General features: G+C 35.0%; 11 protein-coding genes and 2 tRNA genes. 2 read left to right on the top strand and 11 right to left on the bottom strand.

Annotation, left to right across the window (positions count from 1 at the left end; genetic code table 11):
* Positions 1-160: 160 nt before the first annotated feature.
* The 3 genes from GGR08_RS05930 to GGR08_RS05920 form a co-directional block, all read right to left on the bottom strand.
* Positions 161-235: transfer RNA gene (locus GGR08_RS05930), tRNA-Val, on the bottom strand.
* Between the two features lie 98 nt (positions 236-333).
* Entirely contained in the window at positions 334-696 is a 363-nt protein-coding gene (cpdR, locus tag GGR08_RS05925; RefSeq protein WP_183194447.1) for a cell cycle two-component system response regulator CpdR, read from the bottom strand.
* 617 nt (positions 697-1313) lie between these two features.
* Positions 1314-2225 (bottom strand): serine aminopeptidase domain-containing protein, encoded by a 912-nt coding sequence (locus GGR08_RS05920; protein ID WP_183194446.1) that lies wholly within the window; start codon positions 2223-2225, stop codon positions 1314-1316.
* Positions 2226-2505: 280 nt separating this feature from the next.
* Here GGR08_RS05920 and GGR08_RS05915 point away from each other — a divergent pair, with 280 nt between their 5' ends.
* Positions 2506-2973 (top strand): Hsp20 family protein, encoded by a 468-nt coding sequence (locus GGR08_RS05915; protein WP_183194445.1) that lies wholly within the window; start codon positions 2506-2508, stop codon positions 2971-2973.
* A 203-nt stretch (positions 2974-3176) separates the two neighbouring features.
* Here the strand turns inward: GGR08_RS05915 and GGR08_RS05910 are convergent.
* Positions 3177-3253: transfer RNA gene (locus GGR08_RS05910), tRNA-Pro, on the bottom strand.
* A 523-nt stretch (positions 3254-3776) separates the two neighbouring features.
* Here GGR08_RS05910 and GGR08_RS05905 point away from each other — a divergent pair.
* A complete protein-coding gene (locus GGR08_RS05905) occupies positions 3777-4142 on the top strand; it encodes an iron-sulfur cluster assembly accessory protein (protein WP_183194451.1) in 366 nt (121 codons plus the stop codon).
* Between the two features lie 190 nt (positions 4143-4332).
* On the opposite strand, the gene GGR08_RS05900 is transcribed toward GGR08_RS05905, so the two are convergent.
* The 7 genes from GGR08_RS05900 to GGR08_RS05870 form a co-directional block, all read right to left on the bottom strand.
* On the bottom strand, positions 4333-5262 hold the full coding sequence (locus GGR08_RS05900; RefSeq protein WP_183194450.1) for a lipid A biosynthesis lauroyl acyltransferase: 930 nt from the start codon (positions 5260-5262) through the stop codon (positions 4333-4335).
* 6 nt (positions 5263-5268) lie between these two features.
* Entirely contained in the window at positions 5269-6297 is a 1029-nt protein-coding gene (locus GGR08_RS05895; RefSeq protein ID WP_183194444.1) for a zinc-binding dehydrogenase, read from the bottom strand.
* Positions 6298-6354: 57 nt separating this feature from the next.
* Complete coding sequence (locus GGR08_RS05890; protein ID WP_183194443.1) at positions 6355-7629, bottom strand: beta-ketoacyl-ACP synthase; 1275 nt, start codon at positions 7627-7629, stop codon at positions 6355-6357.
* A gap of 15 nt (positions 7630-7644) precedes the next feature.
* The gene (locus tag GGR08_RS05885) at positions 7645-8820 is read right to left on the bottom strand and encodes a beta-ketoacyl-ACP synthase (RefSeq protein ID WP_183194442.1); all 1176 of its coding nucleotides are present in this window, start codon (positions 8818-8820) and stop codon (positions 7645-7647) included.
* Between the two features lie 11 nt (positions 8821-8831).
* Positions 8832-9116, bottom strand: a complete 285-nt coding sequence (locus tag GGR08_RS05880; protein ID WP_183194441.1) for an acyl carrier protein — start codon at positions 9114-9116, stop codon at positions 8832-8834.
* Between the two features lie 193 nt (positions 9117-9309).
* The gene (locus tag GGR08_RS05875) at positions 9310-11622 is read right to left on the bottom strand and encodes an NADP-dependent malic enzyme (RefSeq protein WP_183194440.1); all 2313 of its coding nucleotides are present in this window, start codon (positions 11620-11622) and stop codon (positions 9310-9312) included.
* Positions 11623-12389: 767 nt separating this feature from the next.
* The gene (locus GGR08_RS05870; protein ID WP_183194439.1) at positions 12390-16949 is read right to left on the bottom strand and encodes a rhoptry family protein; all 4560 of its coding nucleotides are present in this window, start codon (positions 16947-16949) and stop codon (positions 12390-12392) included.
* Positions 16950-17480: the final 531 nt, after the last annotated feature.

Here is a 17480-nt window from a genome sequence, read left to right as displayed (position 1 = left end):
GGATAGCAGGTAGGGTAAAAAACACTCCGAAAAGAACTCTTGATTCGCAATAATGACGAGATGTGTTAAAAAATCCTATTCCCAAACTTTTATCCACATATCCCATACCTTAAAAATGGCTATATAAAATCAATATGTTATTTATCTTATAGGAGTTAAATGGTGGGCGTGACAGGGATTGAACCTGTGACCCCTACGATGTCAACGTAGTGCTCTCCCGCTGAGCTACACGCCCATTCATTGATGTTGCATACACCATATAGGATCATAAACGTCAATATTTAATTTCATTTTCTCTTTTACTATATACGAATAATTTGAAAAAATATTCTTTCAAGCAGCTATAAGAATTTTTTCAACTTCATTTACAAGCTCGCGTAAGTGAAATGGTTTAGAGAGCACTTTTGCATCAGGAAGGGCATTATTATTTGAATTAAGCGCAACTGCTGCAAAACCTGTAATAAACATTATTCGTAAATCAGGATCAATTTCAGTAGCACGTCGTGCGAGTTCGATTCCGTCCATCTCAGGCATCACAATGTCAGTAAGGAGAAGGGAAAATGGTTCTTCCTGTAAACGTTCATATGCGCTAATACCATTGTCGAAATCAGCAACTTCGTAGCCTGCACGTTCTAAGGCCTTTACTAGAAAGCGACGCATATCGTTATCATCTTCTGCGAGCAGGATTCGTTTCATGATTATGTTCCAATCGCTCCATTTGTCAGGGTTTTTGTAGCATCAATTATACAATATAGAGTATTTACAAAAAAGGTGGTAAAATACTCATAATTGAAATGAATGGCAAAATGGTTAATTTTTAAGCTTTTAATTCAGAATACAGCATATTTGTTGTGAGTTGGTTAAATTTGAAATGTATGTGATTTTAAAAAGGAGGGATTAACAAAATATTTTAAGTTGATTCAGCATTATTTTTTATCAGAATTTTATTAAAAACTTATAAAAATCATTACTATAGAGAATATTTGGAGTGGAAAATTAAAATAATATTATGAATTATACTGTAAATTAGAATTTTTATATTCTATTTACAAATATTAATTATCTTAAGGCGATTTAATCATATCTATTTTTATTAAATAATATTATTTGCCTATTTAAGTGTTTTTGTTAGAGGATGTAATAAATATTTAGATTATGTCTTGCATTGTGCATATTAGAGTCTCTAAAACGAATCATATGAATGATTTAAAAATAAGCATTGACTCCGTAGGAAGTATTTATAGACTGGTGTTTTTAGTATAAAAATCTTTGTTTTGGATAGGGTGGAGTAGAAATTAAAGCCGAGCGCTATTTTACAATACATTATTGGGGATAAATGCGTCAAATGCAGCCCAAAATTGCTTTTTATAATCTTCTTTATCCATAATTGTATCAAGTTCAGCACCTGTAATAGTGATATTTTCTGTCAAACGTGTGTGTTGGCATAGTTTCCGTACTTCAATATTATTTGCGATATTGTTTTGATTGGCAAGAATAAATAGTATTGGGATTTGTAAATGCCTATGGAATAGGTTTTTCTTCACAGACTCAATTGCATTAAATACCGATGCTATCCATTGGGATGTTAGAGGGGGAATAAAAGGAGATGGCGCTTTACGATTGTGTCTCAATTGTGTATTTTTTTTCTCTATTTTTTTTAATTTTTTCCCATTTTTCACTGGTATGAAGCCAAGACCTATATCAGAAAAAAATTGGGTTAATTTATGTTGAAAGCCATTCGTTTTGTTGCCGAATGGAGCAAAAAGAGGAGAAACACAGAGCAATCTATTAAACTTATAGTTAATGAAATCTAATCCACTAAGTGCTATCAGTCCACCTATGCCATAAGCTAACAAAGAGTAAGGTGGTGGGCAATTAGGATAAACAACATTTTTAAGAAATTCATATAAGTCATTAATATCATTATTTATATCAAAATAATAACGTCGGTTTAGTTTTCTTGTCTTGAAGGATATTTTTTCTTGATTAAACCAATCAAATATTGCCGTATGGAAACCACGTTTAGAAATTTCATTTATTGGTAAAAAATATTTTTCTAAAGTACTTGCATAGTTTTCGAGAATAACAATTGTTCCCTTAGATTTTTTCACTTCAGGATATGTTATTGCAAAACGAATTTCGCGATCTATTGCTATTTTAAAAGAGCTATAATGAATATTCGAAGGAGTAGACTCCCAGTCTATGCGATAAAGTGGTGGTTTCAATTGATACCCTTTACAGTATATTTACAACTTAGTGCAACATGAGGTCATGAGAGAACTATTGATATTTATGTAATAAGGAAGAAGAATTAAGAAAGGGGTATATTTCTTTTTAAATAGTTTTTGTCAATTCAAAGACAAAAGAGTTGAAATGAGGAAAAACGATTACCAAATAATATAATGTGGTTGCCATTATGGGACTACGGGTTCACAAGTAAGTTTGCCGGTTGGAAACTTTGTGAATCAATTATAAATTTCAGTCGCTCTAGAGGAGGGCAATATTATGCGTCAAGTAGATTTTTCACCATTTTATCGTTCTACAGTAGGTTTTGATCATCTTTTAAACTGGTTTGATTCTAGAACACAACCAGATGAGTTGTCTTCTTATCCCCCCTATAATATTGAGCGTTTAACTGAAGATTCTTATAGAATTTCTATGGCTGTTGCTGGTTTTTCTCAAGATGAAATTGATATTGAAACACATTGTAACCAGCTGATTGTGAAAGGGGACAGAAAACCTGAAAATGACAATGAAGAACGAGAATTTCTTTATCGAGGTATTGCTTCGCGTGCTTTTGAACGGCGTTTTCATTTGGCTGATCATGTTAAGGTTATTGGAGCAGAACTTGGAGATGGGCTTCTTCATATTCAGCTTAAAAGGGAAATGCCAGCTGAATTAAAACCCAAAAAGATAACTGTGCAGACATCACAATCCAATACAAAAAATAATAACAGCGATGTTATTGAGTAAAGAAAATTTAGAAAATATGAGCACAAAATAATTATAAATTTTTTTAAAAATAAAATAACGCGAGGCAAAAAGTCTCGCGTTTCATTTGTGCTATTGTAAAAAAGAAAATTATTTTAACGGAACAACTTACATGTGTAATTGAAATGCATAATAATTTTATTTCAAAGTAAGCTTGTTTTTTTATTTTAAGAACATTTCAAAAATGGTCGGAGCGGCGGGATTTGAACCCACGACCCCTTGACCCCCAGTCAAGTGCGCTACCAAACTGCGCTACGCTCCGAGTTGTATAAAACGATTAAATGACTGTTGCTTTAAAGGCAAGAAAAAAATAAACAGGATAAAATCCAAAACGCTCCTACGCTCTGCGTGTTAATATTTTGTTGTTAATTTAAGATAAGTAACGAATTTGTAAAGTTCTTTGATATCATCAAAATTTTAACTCTATAATGAATAAATCTATACATTTAACTTCTTTTGCAGATTGTGAAGGGGTAAGATTTGTGATCTTAGGGCTATGGATTGAGGAAGGAGGGAAGCATATAAATGTGAGAGGTTTATTTTCTTTATCTAATTGGTAGTTTTTTTTAAAGATGAATCTTTTCAAAAAGAGGTATTTTATATTTTATGTGGACAAAAAATTTTAAATTCTAAATTGCACGATTATAAATCTTATTTTAACGGTATGGATTTTGTTCTAATAAAAAGATTAAGGTATTTTAATTTATGTCTTGTTATTTTTTTCTAAAATATCAGATAGAATAAGAATGCTTAAAGGGTCTATAGAGTCAAGAAAAGAGTAAATGATGAGCCGTTTTTCGGTAATAAATTTAACGCAAGCAGCAGTGGATCGTATTAAAGCAATTATGGCTGCAAACAATGCGCGAGGTATTCTTATTGGTATCAAAAAGGGCGGTTGTGCGGGAATGGAGTATACAATTACTCTTGTCAAAGAAGAGAAGATAGATGGGGATGTTGTTGAAGTAAATGGAGCTCGTGTTTTTATAGCACATGATGCGGTATTGTTTTTATTAGGAACACAGCTAGATTATGAAGTGACAGTGCTTCGTTCTGGTTTTGTCTTTAAAAATCCTAATCAGGTTTCAGCATGTGGGTGTGGTGAATCTGTAGAACTTCGTCCTGCTATACAGGAGCAATATAAAACAAATTGAATTTATAGTAAAATTGTAATTGAGTAATTTTAAAAAGGGCTTGTTTTCTTGGCATAAGGGATTCAAAAATCTGTTTTATACCAGATATAATTATTATCATGATTTCGTAATGTAGCAGTAATTGCAATGAAATCGTTGATATCTTTTGAGGTTAACGCTTGCACTTCTTCTATCGGAAATAGAGCTTATGTTAAATGTCCCAACGTCTATGTAACCACATCCATTGTCCAGGATATTCACGGACCCAAGCTTCGACAATATCATTTAATTTTTGCGTAGAAGCAGCTATATCAATATCATTTTTTTCATTACGTGGAAGTTCTACACGTTCATATAATTCTAAACGATGACGTCCCCCAGGCAAACGAATGCAACGTGCTGGATAAATATCACAGTTATATTGTCGAGCGAGCTTTATAATTAAGGGGTTTGTTTTAAGTTGTCGGTTAAAAAATGTTCCCATGATACCGCGATGAAATTTTTGATCAACAAGCATGCCAATATTTTCTCCTTCTGCTAATTTAGCTGCTAATGCCCATGCCGCACCGGCTTTGGAGGGAATAAGATGTCCCATAGAAGTTTGTCGTATTTTAAGAATGCATTTAGCAATATAAGGATTGTTGGGTGGTCTATATAAAACTGTAATACTCAAACCAAAACTTTGAGCACAAATAGGAAGAAGTTCAAAATTTCCAGTATGCGCTGTGAAAAAAATATGGGGTTTTTTTTCACTTTTTAACTGTTCAAAGATTTCAGTTCCTTTAACTTCAATGAAACCTGGTTCGTCCGAATGAGGATCAAAGTCAAAGATTTTATCAAGGAAAATATATTCAGCCAAGAAACGTCCTACATTTTCCCACATTTCTATTGCAATCGCATGAAGTTCTTTCTCTGTTTTTTCTGGATAGGCCCTCCTAAGGTTTGCAAGTGTGATTTGATGACGATATACATGCGGGCCGATTTTCTTTGCCAACCAAGAAAAAAAAGAAATTCCTAGGTTTGCTGGAAAGCATTTTAGAATAAATAAAGAACCAATGAGCAAATATGCCCATAACCAATAAGATATTTTTTTAGTTATAACTTTAATATGATATACAAAATTTTTAAGAGAACGTTTCATCATGATTTAATCTATTTTAAGAATAATTTTGCCCAAAACATTACGATTCTCCATTCGTTTTAGGGCGACATCGATTTCATCAAGACCAACAATTGTATCAATGACAGGATATACGATTTTTTGTGCCATTTTTTGCATGGCATTTTTCATATTTTCAATCCGACAGCCAAATGAACCGAATATTTTAAGTTGTTGCTGGAATAATTGCATGAGATTTAGTGGTGCAGAAACACCAGAGGTAGAACCGCACGTAACTAAACGAGCTCCTTTTTTCATACACAACAGAGAACCGTTCCATGTATCCACACCAACATGCTCAAAAACAACATCGACACCTTTTTTTTGAGTTAATTTACGCACTACACCTTCAAAACGATTTTTACGATAATTAATCACATGATCTGCTCCAAGAGCGTGTACTTTTGCAATTTTTTCATCTGAACCTACAGTCGTGATAACTGTACACCCCATCTGTTTTGCAAGTTGAATGGCTGCAGAGCCAATACCTGAACCACCGGCCTGGATTAGGATTGTTTCTCCTGCTTGTAGTTTTGCGTTATCGAAAAGCATATGTTCTACGGTACCAAAAGTAATTGGAGCAACAGCTGCTTGCAATTCATTGCATTGGGGAGGTGATGGAACCAATAAACGTGCTGGCAAATTAACAAGCTCACAAGCAAATCCATCAAGATGAAAACCGTAAACTCCCTTTACATGATGGCAAAGATTGTCTCGTCCTTCTTGGCAAGCTTGACAGACTCCGCAGGTTTGTGCACCATAAATTGAGACAATCTGTCCGAGTTGGAGATGTTCAACGCTATCTCCTAGTTGGATAACCTCACCAGAAGCTTCTGCACCAATGATAAGTGGCATTTTTCTTTTTGCAAAGGCCATGCCACGCCATCCCCAAACATCAATATGATTAAGAGCAACAGCTTTTATCCGCACAGTGACTTCACCTGGATACGGTGAGGATGGCGGAGAAATATTGGTGATTTTAAGCTGACGATTATTGAAGAGTTGCAGGGCACGCATTATCATCCCTTTTTAAATATGTTATTAGATTAGCGTTAAAATTTTATATAGAAAAGATTATCCTTTATATGCTGTGATAACAAGACTCATATTTTGACCACCAAATCCAAATGAGTTTGATAAAACCGCATTGACATAGGCTTTACGGCTATGATGAGGGACAACATCTAAAGGAATAGCAGGGTCAGGATTATCATAATTTATTGTAGGTGGAAGGATTCCCGATTGAATGGTTAAAAGCGAAAAAACAGCTTCTATTGCACCAGCAGCAGTTAATGTATGCCCAATCATTGATTTATTGGAAGAAACTGGAATATGCTCTAAAAGATCACCGAAAACTGTTGATAATGCAAGATATTCCATTTTCTCATTTTCAGGTGTTGAGGTTCCATGTGCGTTAATATAATCAATTTCATGGATGGTGATTTCCGCATCATTTAAGGCTTTACGAACGGATTCAATTGCTGGTGAGGCATCAGGTTTTGAACGTGTACGGTGAAAATCATCGGCAGTTTCTCCGCAACCAGCTAAAATTCCTAAAACTGTAGCATTACGGCTTAATGCGCTTTGAAGAGATTCAAGAACAAGAGCGCCTGAACCTTCTGCCATAACAAATCCATTTCGATCACGACTAAAAGGTTTTGCTGCTTTTTCTGCAGGATCATTCTGAGTTGAAAGAGCAGAGAGTAACGAAAAGCGGATCAAAGATTCTGCTGAAACTGATCCATCTGTCGCAATTGTGAGAGCACGATTTGTCTCTCCGCGTCGAATAGACTCAACACCTAATTGAATTGCTGTTGCACCAGATGCGCAAGCAGTGGAAAGTGTAACAGGAAGTCCTTTTGTGCCAAATGTTTTTTGAAGTTTTTCTGCAATTGCGCCAAATTGTGTCGTTTCAAAAAGTGCTTCATGGAGTTTATGCTTACAGATTTTAAGAAGTTGTGCATAAGAAGACTCACCATTGAATTTTTCTTCTTGATCGAGATTGAAACGTGCTTTCCACTCAAGTTCAACAGGAGGAGCAGCTAGAAAAAGTGGTCCATTAAAATTTGTTTTATCAATAGCAGCTTGTTCTAAAGCTTCTTCAGCTGCGAGATGTGCAAGCTTTTCAGAGAGAGCTGAAGCTCCAAGCGTGCTTTCCGTAAGAAAATCAATTGTTCCAGCAATATATGTATTTAATCCCTCAATAGGAAAACGTGTTATTTTGTGGATTCCGCTTACACCACTTACTAATTTTTGCCAATTATCATGTTTTCCTTGTCCTAGTGATGTAACAATGCCTGCTCCAGTTATGGCTACAAGTGGACGCCCAAAATGATCATAATATTTCACTATAGAAATTCCCCTTTAAACAGCTGTAAGACGGACGATACCTTCAGCTCTTTTTATACCAATAGTTGTAACAAATATTTCACGTACTTCTTTAGAAAAAGGTTTTTCATGAGGACTTAACACTGGAAAACAGTATCTTTTTTCGATTGAAAGTGCTGCAAGGGCAAGTGCCAGAGGAAGTTGTGCTTCTCGCATATAGCCAAATAATGTTGTAATACCTCGGTAAGATAAATCAGCATCATCAAGAGCATTTCGTTCTGCTTTTGTTACTTCGTGAGCACCAGAGGCTGCTGAAATGGCTAAGGAAGATTTAGCGTTCACAGTTTTTAACATTGTTGCAATTGACTCCTTAAGTGGAGTTTTGGTTCTATCTGTTTGGTCTGTAACGATTTGGTTAATTTCAGCATAAGCACGTGCTTTACGCTCTCTCGCATGTTCTCCACTTTCAAGAACCAAGAAAATACCACCCGAGCCGGTTATAAGACCACCACCAGGGTGAATTTTACGATCCCACACTGGACTCCAACCATTATGGGTTAAAAGACCACCAAGCTCATGCGTCAACAACATATCATAACTTTGTGCATTATAGGAACTTCCTACAAGAGCATGGGTGCTTTGTCCTGATTTAATACGGGCTACAGCAATTTGAAGTGCAGAGAGCCCACTACCTTCTTCTCCCATAAATGTGCGAGATGATCCAGTAACTTTATGAACAATTGAAATGTTTCCTGCTAGAAGGTTTGAAAGTTGTGCCAAAAATAATGTTGGACGAAGTTCTGTTGAAAGGGCAATATTTAGCATAGAAGCATGGTCGGTGACTGTGCGCGCTTTAGAAAGAATCTGTGTATCAACAGTAATATCACGCTCTCCTCCACTTGCTGCTACTATCATATCCATTGTCGAAGTGAATTGTTTATTATTTTTCATTCCAGCATCATCAAGAGCAAGGCCAGCCGCATAGGTACCAAGACGTTGCCATGTTCCCATTTGTCGTTGATCACTTTTTTTAGGAATTTGTAAACTCCAATCAACTTTAGGTAATTTATGAACCGTATATGGAGAAAAAGTTGTACAATCTAGATTTGGTGTGCGGATTGGATCATTTAAGAGATTCCAATGTTGATCAGTCCCCTCTCCCAGAGAGCTTATAAGACCTATACCAGTGATGAATACAGATTGATCATGCATGCTTAGAAAAATTACTCCGCCTGTTTTAAGGCTACGAGATCATCAATTTTTGCACAAAGGTTTTTAAGAACGAAGTACTCTTCCGTTGTTACGGTACCTTCATTGACTTCTTGAGTCCATTGTTCTAGTGGAACTTTTATTCCGAAGGCTTTATCAATAGCGAAAACAATATCAAGAAAATCAAGACTATCGATTCCCAAATCGTCAATTGTATGACTTTCAGGTGTAATTATATTGCGGTCAATTTCGCTGATTTCTGCAATAATATCAGCAACTTTATCAAATGTGGAAGGCAATGTGTAGATTCCTTATTATAGAGTTAGTAAATTAAAAATACATTTAATACTTCTCTTCTAGCGTTTTTTCTCTTTAAAAAAAAGATTTAATCTAGAATATAGTTGTCTTTTCTATAGAAAAAAGAAGTTTACAGTATATGAAATACTATAACTCAATATTTAAAAAAAATTGAAATTTTATTGCGCATTTATTTTACGAGGATACTTTTCTATTTGCAGCGAGAACGGAAAGGGCTGTTATATTCACAACTCCTCTTGAAGTTACTGAAGGCGTTAAGATATGGGCCGGACGTGCAGCTCCGATCAAGATAGGACCAACATGGAGTGCATTTGTGAGGCTTTTAACAGTGTTGAGTGTGATATTGGCTGAATCAAGTGTTGGAAAGACAAGTAAATTGGCTTCGCTTTTAAGACGAGAATCAGGAAAAACACGATCACGAAAAACTTTGGAAAGAGCAGCATCTCCATGCATTTCACCATCTGCTTCTAAATTAGGATGTAATTTGGCAAGAATTTCTGTTGCACGTCGCATCTTACGTGCACTTTTTGTGTTTTTAGAACCAAAGTTTGAGTGTGATAATAAGGCTGCTTTTGGTGTTATTCCAAATGCTTCAACTTCTCGAGCTGCTAAGACAGTCATTTCAGCGATTTCTTCGGCAGAAGGATTTTCATTGACGTAAGTATCGGTGAGAAAAAGAGTACGCTGTTGAGAGATAAGTAAACTCATAGCAGAAAAACGGTGAACATTAGGATCAAGTCCAATAATTTGTTCAATCAATTCAAGTTGACGTTCAAAACGCCCTTCTAAGCCACAAATCATTGCATCTGCTTCTTCACGCATGACGGCAAGCGCAGCAATAGCTGTTGTTGATGTTCTTACTATTGTTTTTGCCATTTCAGGTGTAACGCCACGTCTTCCTGTATAATGAAAAAATAAATTAACATAATCACGGAAACGTGGATCATCTTCAGGGTTTGTCAATTCAAAATCTATACCAGGACGAATTCTTAACCCAAAGCGTTTTAATCTTGCTTCTATGACATGTGGACGGCCGATAAGAAGAGGTGTTGCTGTTTGTTCTTCAATAACAATTTGTGCAGCACGAAGGATGCGTTCATCTTCACCATTGGCATAGATAACACGTTTACGTTTTGCTGTTTTTGCTGCAGCAAAAACGGGTTTCATTGTTAAACCAGAGAGAAAGACAAATCGATTGAGACTATCATAGTAGGTTTCCATATCTTCAATGGGACGAATAGCAACACCAGTTGCCATTGCTGCTTTAGCAACAGCGGGAGCAATGCGCAGTATTAAGCGTGGATCAAAAGGGGAGGGAATCAGATAATCTGGTCCAAAACTGGACGGTTCTTTTGAATATGCACGTGCTACAACATCTGAAGTTTCTTCACGTGCAAGGGCAGCAATTGCATGGACAGCTGCCATTTTCATTTCTTCATTAATTGCAGTAGCACCTACGTCTAGTGCACCACGGAAAATATAAGGAAAACAAAGTACATTATTAACTTGATTGGGATAATCAGAGCGCCCTGTGCAGATCATTGCATCTGGTCGTACAGAGTATGCATCTTCGGGCATAATTTCTGGTATTGGATTGGCCAAAGCTAAAATTAATGGATTTTGAGCCATTTTTTTAAGATCTTCAGGCTTTAAAACACCACCAGCAGATAGGCCTAAAAAAATATCTGCATTATCAATAATATCAGATAAAATTCGTGCATCAGTTTTTTGCGCGTAATTGATTTTCCAACGATCCATAAGGAGTTGGCGACCTTCATAAACAACCCCCTCTAAATCACTAAGCCAAATATTTTCAACTTTTGCCCCAAGACGGACCAAAAGATTAACACAAGCTAGAGCAGCAGCGCCTGCACCTGAGGTAACTATTTTTGCATTTTCAATTTTTTTTCCTGAAAGATTTAAGGCATTTAATACAGCCGCAGAAACAATAATGGCAGTCCCATGTTGATCGTCATGAAAAACTGGAATATTCATCTTAGTGCGCAGTTTTTCTTCGATTTCAAAACATTCAGGAGCTTTAATATCTTCGAGATTAATACCACCAAATGTAGGTTCTAAAGTCGAAACCGTTTGTACCATTTGTTCTATATCAGATGCATCAATTTCAATATCAAAAACATCAATATTCGCAAATTTTTTGAATAAAATGGCTTTGCCTTCCATAACTGGCTTTGAAGCGAGGGGGCCTATGTTTCCTAAACCAAGAACAGCAGTTCCATTTGATATAACAGCAACTAAATTAGAACGGGAGGTATATTGAGCAGCAAGATTGGGGTTTTTATGAATTGCAAGACATGGTGCTGCAACGCCTGGAGAATAGGCAAGAGCTAAATCACGTTGATTATCAAGAAGCTTTGTTGCTTGAACTTCCAGTTTTCCAGGTTTAGGGTGTTGGTGATAAAAAAGTGCGGCACTGTCAAGTTCAGCTTTTGATGAACTGAAATCATTATTTCGTTCTCTAGACATTTTTATGATATCCAAGTTTAAGTATATGTTTATATGAGTGTTTCATTTACGATAAGGTTTTGCTCCTAATAGATCCTCATTTCTCTAAATACCAAAATACGTGAATATGAGCAAATTCTCTTGGATCGGGAAGTTAGTTTGATGTTTTTTTGTTTGTGTGCATGAATAATTTTATTGGTAGCAGCACGTTTGTTTTTTCTCCTTAATAAAACGCATTAAAAATTGATTAGTTTATAAAAAGTAAAATATTTCCTAAATATTACATTACTGAGCTATTATTTTTTGCAATGCTTACAAAATAAGGAAATAACAGAAGGGCTTTTTCTATTAGTTTTATCCGTTTTTTATAAATATATTTATTAAAGCTCTATGTGGAGGTCAAAGAATGTTTAAAAACAATTTGAAATTTATAATTTAATCAGCTATTTAAAAAGAGATTGGAATGTTAAAAATGGAAATTTTGTGATTAATCATTCATATATTTCGTAGAGCGCTTCGCTTTGCAATTTATAATAAATTATCTCTATGTTGAATGGAAAATTTGAACATAATAAAGATTCGTTCATTTCAAATTCACTTAATAAAATAAAAGAATTGCTTACATATTTCAAGTAGGCGTATATCATTCTAAGTGCTTCTTTTAGGATTATTGCTTAGGATACAAAAGAAAACCACAGGCCAATAATCTCAGTAAAGCTACAATTGGCAAATGAAACGCCCTATACTCTATGATGAATAATTAAGGTACTTCGGAGAGAAAAATTTGTTTATTGAATTCGGCCACTTGCGTGAGCAAGCATAGTATAAACTTTCCCGGTATCTGATCTCAGGTATTTGCGAACCGAGTTGGAAGAACCAGAGCTACGTGATATATCACGTAAGAGCTTTTCGAAATCTGCAACGTATTGATTTACTGAACATTTAAACTCAAAATCATTCATATATTTTCTCTTAATCATTTCAAATATTTTTTTTCCATTCAAGGTATAAAGGCGTTCTGTTACGATGTTTTTTTGTCCTCGTTGATAATGATCCCATAGCTCAACAATGGCATTGTGATTAATAGCTTGTACTATACCAGATGCCAATGAATTAAGAGAGCTGTTTGTAGAACGCGGTTTTGTTTGTACTGATGTTAAAATAGCATCAGTAGGGATTTCGTCATAAAACGTTTCATCACGTGAAGCTCTTTCTAAGAGATTCGATACCCATTTATTTGGTCTTTTTTTGCTTGGATCTTGTTGTAAAATAGGTTTAGGTGGTACGATCTTTTTTATAGACTCAAGGGAACTATCGCTTTTTTTATTAAGCATTGATGATGTAGGAAATGCTGATATTAATTGTTCTTTTGTCCCCTTTTGATCGTTTTGTAGAAAACTGACTAGATCTTTTAATACTGTAATTTGTTCATTTAAAGCTGTGCGAATTGTTTGCGTTGTTTCTTTTGTCTTTTCTGGAAGTTTTTTAACATTTTCATTAATATCATTATTAATTTTTGAAAGTTCTAAACGAACTTCATCAGCAGAGCGACGTATTTCTTCTGCTGCTTCTGAAAAACGCGTCGATGATTCGCTAATAAGCCTATTAAGTGATTGTTGGAATGAATTGGTGGAGTTACGTGCATTCTTATCAGAGCGTTCAAGTGCTAAGCTGAAGATCTTTTCATAATGCTCAATCAATTGATGAATTTCATGAGACTTTGAAACAAGAGCATCGCTTAATACAGAAAGCGTATTATGTTTTTCTTCAAGCGTTGCACTAAGTGAATTTTCAGACTGTTCAAGAACATGAATAGTTTGAGAAAGTGTTTTTGCATGTTCACCGAAACTGTTCGTTATATGATTAATTTGTTCAAAGGTATTTTTTGAGAGTCCTTGCAGAATTTCAACATTATTATTGAGTGCTTGATTTGAGGCTGATAAACGCTCTGCTACTTGGTTTGTATTGTGGAAAAAATTATTTGTACTCTCATTAAACTGACCATCAATATTTTGAACTGCTGATAATAAAACATTACTATTTTCGTGGAAGTTGTAAATTGATTGATTCAACTGTTTTAAGATGGATGAGACATTATGAACAAGCTCTTCTTTCATAGTCGTTACTGTTTGAAGTGTTTCAGAGTTAGCTCTGGTTAAGCTATTCACTAAAGATTCATTATGTGCATAAATTCTTTGTGCAGCATCTTCTGTAGAGAGAGAGAGCTGTTCACTGATATGCCGTGTTAAAGAATCGATTGATTCCGTCGTATTTTGCGCTGCTTGATTTAAGTGATCTGTTAGCTCTGTTATTTTTCCAACATGTTCTGAAATTTGTGTCGCTGTGTGATTTTTTGCATCTTCCAGACGGTTAGTTACATCTGAGAGCTCGTATCCTAAATTATTTTTTAGATTTTGCATAGAGTGATGAAAAATATCATAGCGTTGATTAAGGACCTGCTCGATTGCTGTTGCTGATGTGTGAATAGTTTCATTCAATAATACTTGTGCATTCTGACTGGCTGTTGTGAAAGCTTCGATAGTATGAGCTGTTTGTTCAGATAGAACGGACAGAACTTTTTCACTGGCATCGTAAACTGTTTTTTTAACGTTCGATACAATGCGATCACTTGATTCTGAGAGAATGTTTTCTGTTTGCTCAGTAATATTTGTAACAGATGAAAGAATTTGTTCATTTGTAGAAGAAAGAATATTAGAAGCTTTTATAAGCTGATTATGTAGATTATCTGTAACTGTATTAACAGAATCTTCTAAGGTGACACGTATATTGTTAACATTGCTTTCCAAAGCTTGTTGAATTATCTGATTTTGCTCATTATTAAGCATGAGAGATGTTTGCAATGCATTAGAATGTTCCTCAATAACGGATTTTTGCACATCAATGGCTTCACAGACTTGGCTAAATTTTTCAGATAGTGTTTTTTCTAGTGTTGTTGTACGTTCAAAAATTTTGTGTGCTCGAACTTCGAGATTTGTATCGAACGATTCCATACGTGTTTCAAGAGTTTCAAAGAAAACACCACTCGATTGAGAGAGAGTATTCTTTAAAATTTCGGCGTGGCTTTCAAGGTTTCTGATATGGTCTTGAACCGTTTCAGTAATATTTTTGTTGTTGGCAAGAATTGCATTCTCAACTAAATCTATTTGTTGTTTCAATGCAACATCGACACGTATATCACTTTTTGCAATGAGATTATGAATTATTTCCATGCGTTGTTCGAGTGTGCGTGCTTGATCAGCAAGAACTTCATTGAGAGAAAAACTATTAATTGCTAAAGAATCACGCAAAGCATCAGCACGGATATCAATATTTCTCGCTTGCGCTTCTAAAGCATCTTGTGTTGTATTGCAGCTTTGTACAATGACCTCTTGTAATTTTTCAGTGCATTGAACGATATTTGCAATATGATTTTCAGCTTTTTTATCAACGGCTTGAACATTATCAGTCAAAACTTTTTCAATATAAGAAGTATTTTGAGCTAAGAGATCAATCTGACTTCTTAATGTATCAGCAATTTTATTCTTCTCGTTATCGAGCATATCTGCTATGAGAGCTCGTTGATCAGAAAGTTGTAATTTAAAATCTTGTGAGCGCTCTTGTATGATGTCAACAATGGCATCGTCAATATGTTGGAATTCTTCTTTCAGATTTTCTGTACTTTTATCAATTGCAGAAAGAATAACTCCGCGTCCATGTGTAAACGCGTGAGTAATGTCTGCCGTTCTTTCTTGGAGATTTTCATTTATTTTTAAGATATGAGATGCCAAGAAATTATCAAGTTTTTCAGCATTATCCTCTAAAATTTTACTGCGTTCTATGAAGGATTCGATGATAGAGCTGCTGTGGTTTTTAAGAGAAAGATCAACAGTTGCTAAACGCTGTTCAAAAGCTCCAATTGCTTCCGTAGTTACGTTATCAAATTTAGAAGAGAGTTTATATGCCTGTTCATCGAGCTTTAAGATCTTTTCATCAAAATTCTGTAAAGACTGATTATTACGATCCATAATAGCTTTATCCAGTGCTTTAAATTTTTCATCAACAATGTGCAAAGTTTGATCTGTTACGGCTTGTATATCTGTTGCAATTTTAGCAGCACGCGCTTCCGCTTTTGCAGCTGTTTCATTAAAGATTTTTTCTATTTGTTTTTCATTATGATCAAAACGTTTTGCAAAACCATCAAAGTTTTTTCCTAATTCATAAAAAAAATCTGTATTTTTCTGCTGAATTTGTGTGGCGGTTTCGTTAAATTTTTCAACAAGCTGATTTGTTACGCCATTACCGGCATAGGAAAGTTTTTCAACAAGGTCTTCACTTTGCTTTTGTAAAGTTTGAGAAAGAGTTTGCGCAAGCTTTTCAACATTAGTTACAATTTTGGAAGTAACTAAGCCAAATTCGTCATTCAGTTGTTCTTGGGTTCCTTTAATTGTTGATTGTACACGATCTGCGTGATTCAAAATGGCTATGCGTTCATTACTCAATTCTTTGATTAATGTATGAATACGTGATTCATTTTCGGCATAGGCTTGTTCTAGGTTATGAACTTCACCTTGAATGATTGCTTCAAGTTCAACAGCACGTCCGAGGGTACGTTCAATGCCTTCATTCATTGCTGCGACTTCTTCACGAATAGTTTGCCCTATAGCGATAGCTTGTTTTTCAGATAGATGCTGTGGTTCGCTAAAGCGTTGTGCAGCATTTGCCATGAGAAGGGCAATATTATGCAATTCGTTTGAACGTTTTGCTAATTGAGCAACGCCCCAAGATATAAAAATAGGAATTGCCGTTCCGGCTGCTACAGCGAGTCCTATTGGGGATGTAACAAAAGTGCTGATATTAGATAAGGAGCTAAGTCCCGTAGGTGCAAGTTTATGCGCAATAAAAGCTCCTCCCGTAACCCATAAAGCACTAAGCGCTGTTGTATACCAGTAGATTCGAGAGGAAGAACGCTGCTTTAATAGGCTAAAATTTCCAGGAGTTGTTATATCATCATTTGCAGGAAGAAGTTTCGTCGACAATAATGTATTGTCAACAGTTCCACCTGAAATATCAGGGGACGGTTTAGGAGCAAAAAGCTGATCGACAACGGATTTATCAATAACAGCGTCATCATGAATATTAGAGACAAAAGTTGAAGCATCGTTTTCAGCAAAAAATTCTTCTTCTGCCATCGCAATTTTTTGAATCAAATCATCAACATTAACAACATTTTTAGAGTTATTAGATGATATCGTTTCAAGTTCTGTGTTATTGAAATCAAAATTCATAGCTTTTGTGAGGGCTTCTTCAACTTCAACTTCAAATGTTTGCAATTCGGTTTTGCGTGCCATACTCGCCTCGTACTCTTACAGACGGAAAAGGGATACGTCCTCTTCCACATAATTTTTGCATACTAGCTGTTAATTATTTAGAAAGAAATATGCTTAGGGAAAAATTTTGAAAACTTATCAAGATAAAGTTAACATAGTTTCTTATACCTTATATAAATAGGCTATAAAATATAATAAAAACAAATATTTATTTGATTTTAATAAAAATAAAAATATTGTTTACAACTTGTGCTTATAAAAAGCTTTTTAAAGCTATTGTCTTTGAGATAAGGGTAATTATATAAATGTCAAAAAATAGTGAAGTGCGAATACGTCTTTTAAATATTGATATTTGTTAATAAATGTTGTTGTCCACTCACTTTTCTTAGTTCTAAATGAAAGTGATTCATTATTGTGGATATAGTTTATAATAACTTAGAATGTACAAAAAATTGCCTTTATAATTATAAGCTCATAAAAAAGTAAACATAGAAAAATTTTGAATTTTAGAGAGCTTTTTCATAAGTTGTGCTTTGTTCTTACTTTAAGGAG

Source organism: Bartonella fuyuanensis, from assembly GCF_014197255.1.
Lineage (GTDB): Bacteria > Pseudomonadota > Alphaproteobacteria > Rhizobiales > Rhizobiaceae > Bartonella > Bartonella fuyuanensis.
The sequence above is the reverse complement of the archived record's forward strand: the minus strand, read 5'-3'. Positions and strand labels throughout refer to the sequence as shown.

Excerpts from the sequence above, each read along its gene's own strand:
- GGR08_RS05900 (WP_183194450.1), bottom strand. The coding sequence starts at position 5,262 with ATGAAACGTTCTCTTAAAAATTTTGTATATCATATTAAAGTTATAACT.
- GGR08_RS05870 (WP_183194439.1), bottom strand. The coding sequence starts at position 16,949 with ATGGCACGCAAAACCGAATTGCAAACATTTGAAGTTGAAGTTGAAGAA.
- GGR08_RS05895 (WP_183194444.1), bottom strand. The coding sequence starts at position 6,297 with ATGCGTGCCCTGCAACTCTTCAATAATCGTCAGCTTAAAATCACCAAT.
- GGR08_RS05875 (WP_183194440.1), bottom strand. The coding sequence starts at position 11,622 with ATGTCTAGAGAACGAAATAATGATTTCAGTTCATCAAAAGCTGAACTT.
- GGR08_RS05915 (WP_183194445.1), top strand. The coding sequence starts at position 2,506 with ATGCGTCAAGTAGATTTTTCACCATTTTATCGTTCTACAGTAGGTTTT.
- cpdR (WP_183194447.1), bottom strand. The coding sequence starts at position 696 with ATGAAACGAATCCTGCTCGCAGAAGATGATAACGATATGCGTCGCTTT.
- GGR08_RS05885 (WP_183194442.1), bottom strand. The coding sequence starts at position 8,820 with ATGCATGATCAATCTGTATTCATCACTGGTATAGGTCTTATAAGCTCT.
- GGR08_RS05905 (WP_183194451.1), top strand. The coding sequence starts at position 3,777 with ATGAGCCGTTTTTCGGTAATAAATTTAACGCAAGCAGCAGTGGATCGT.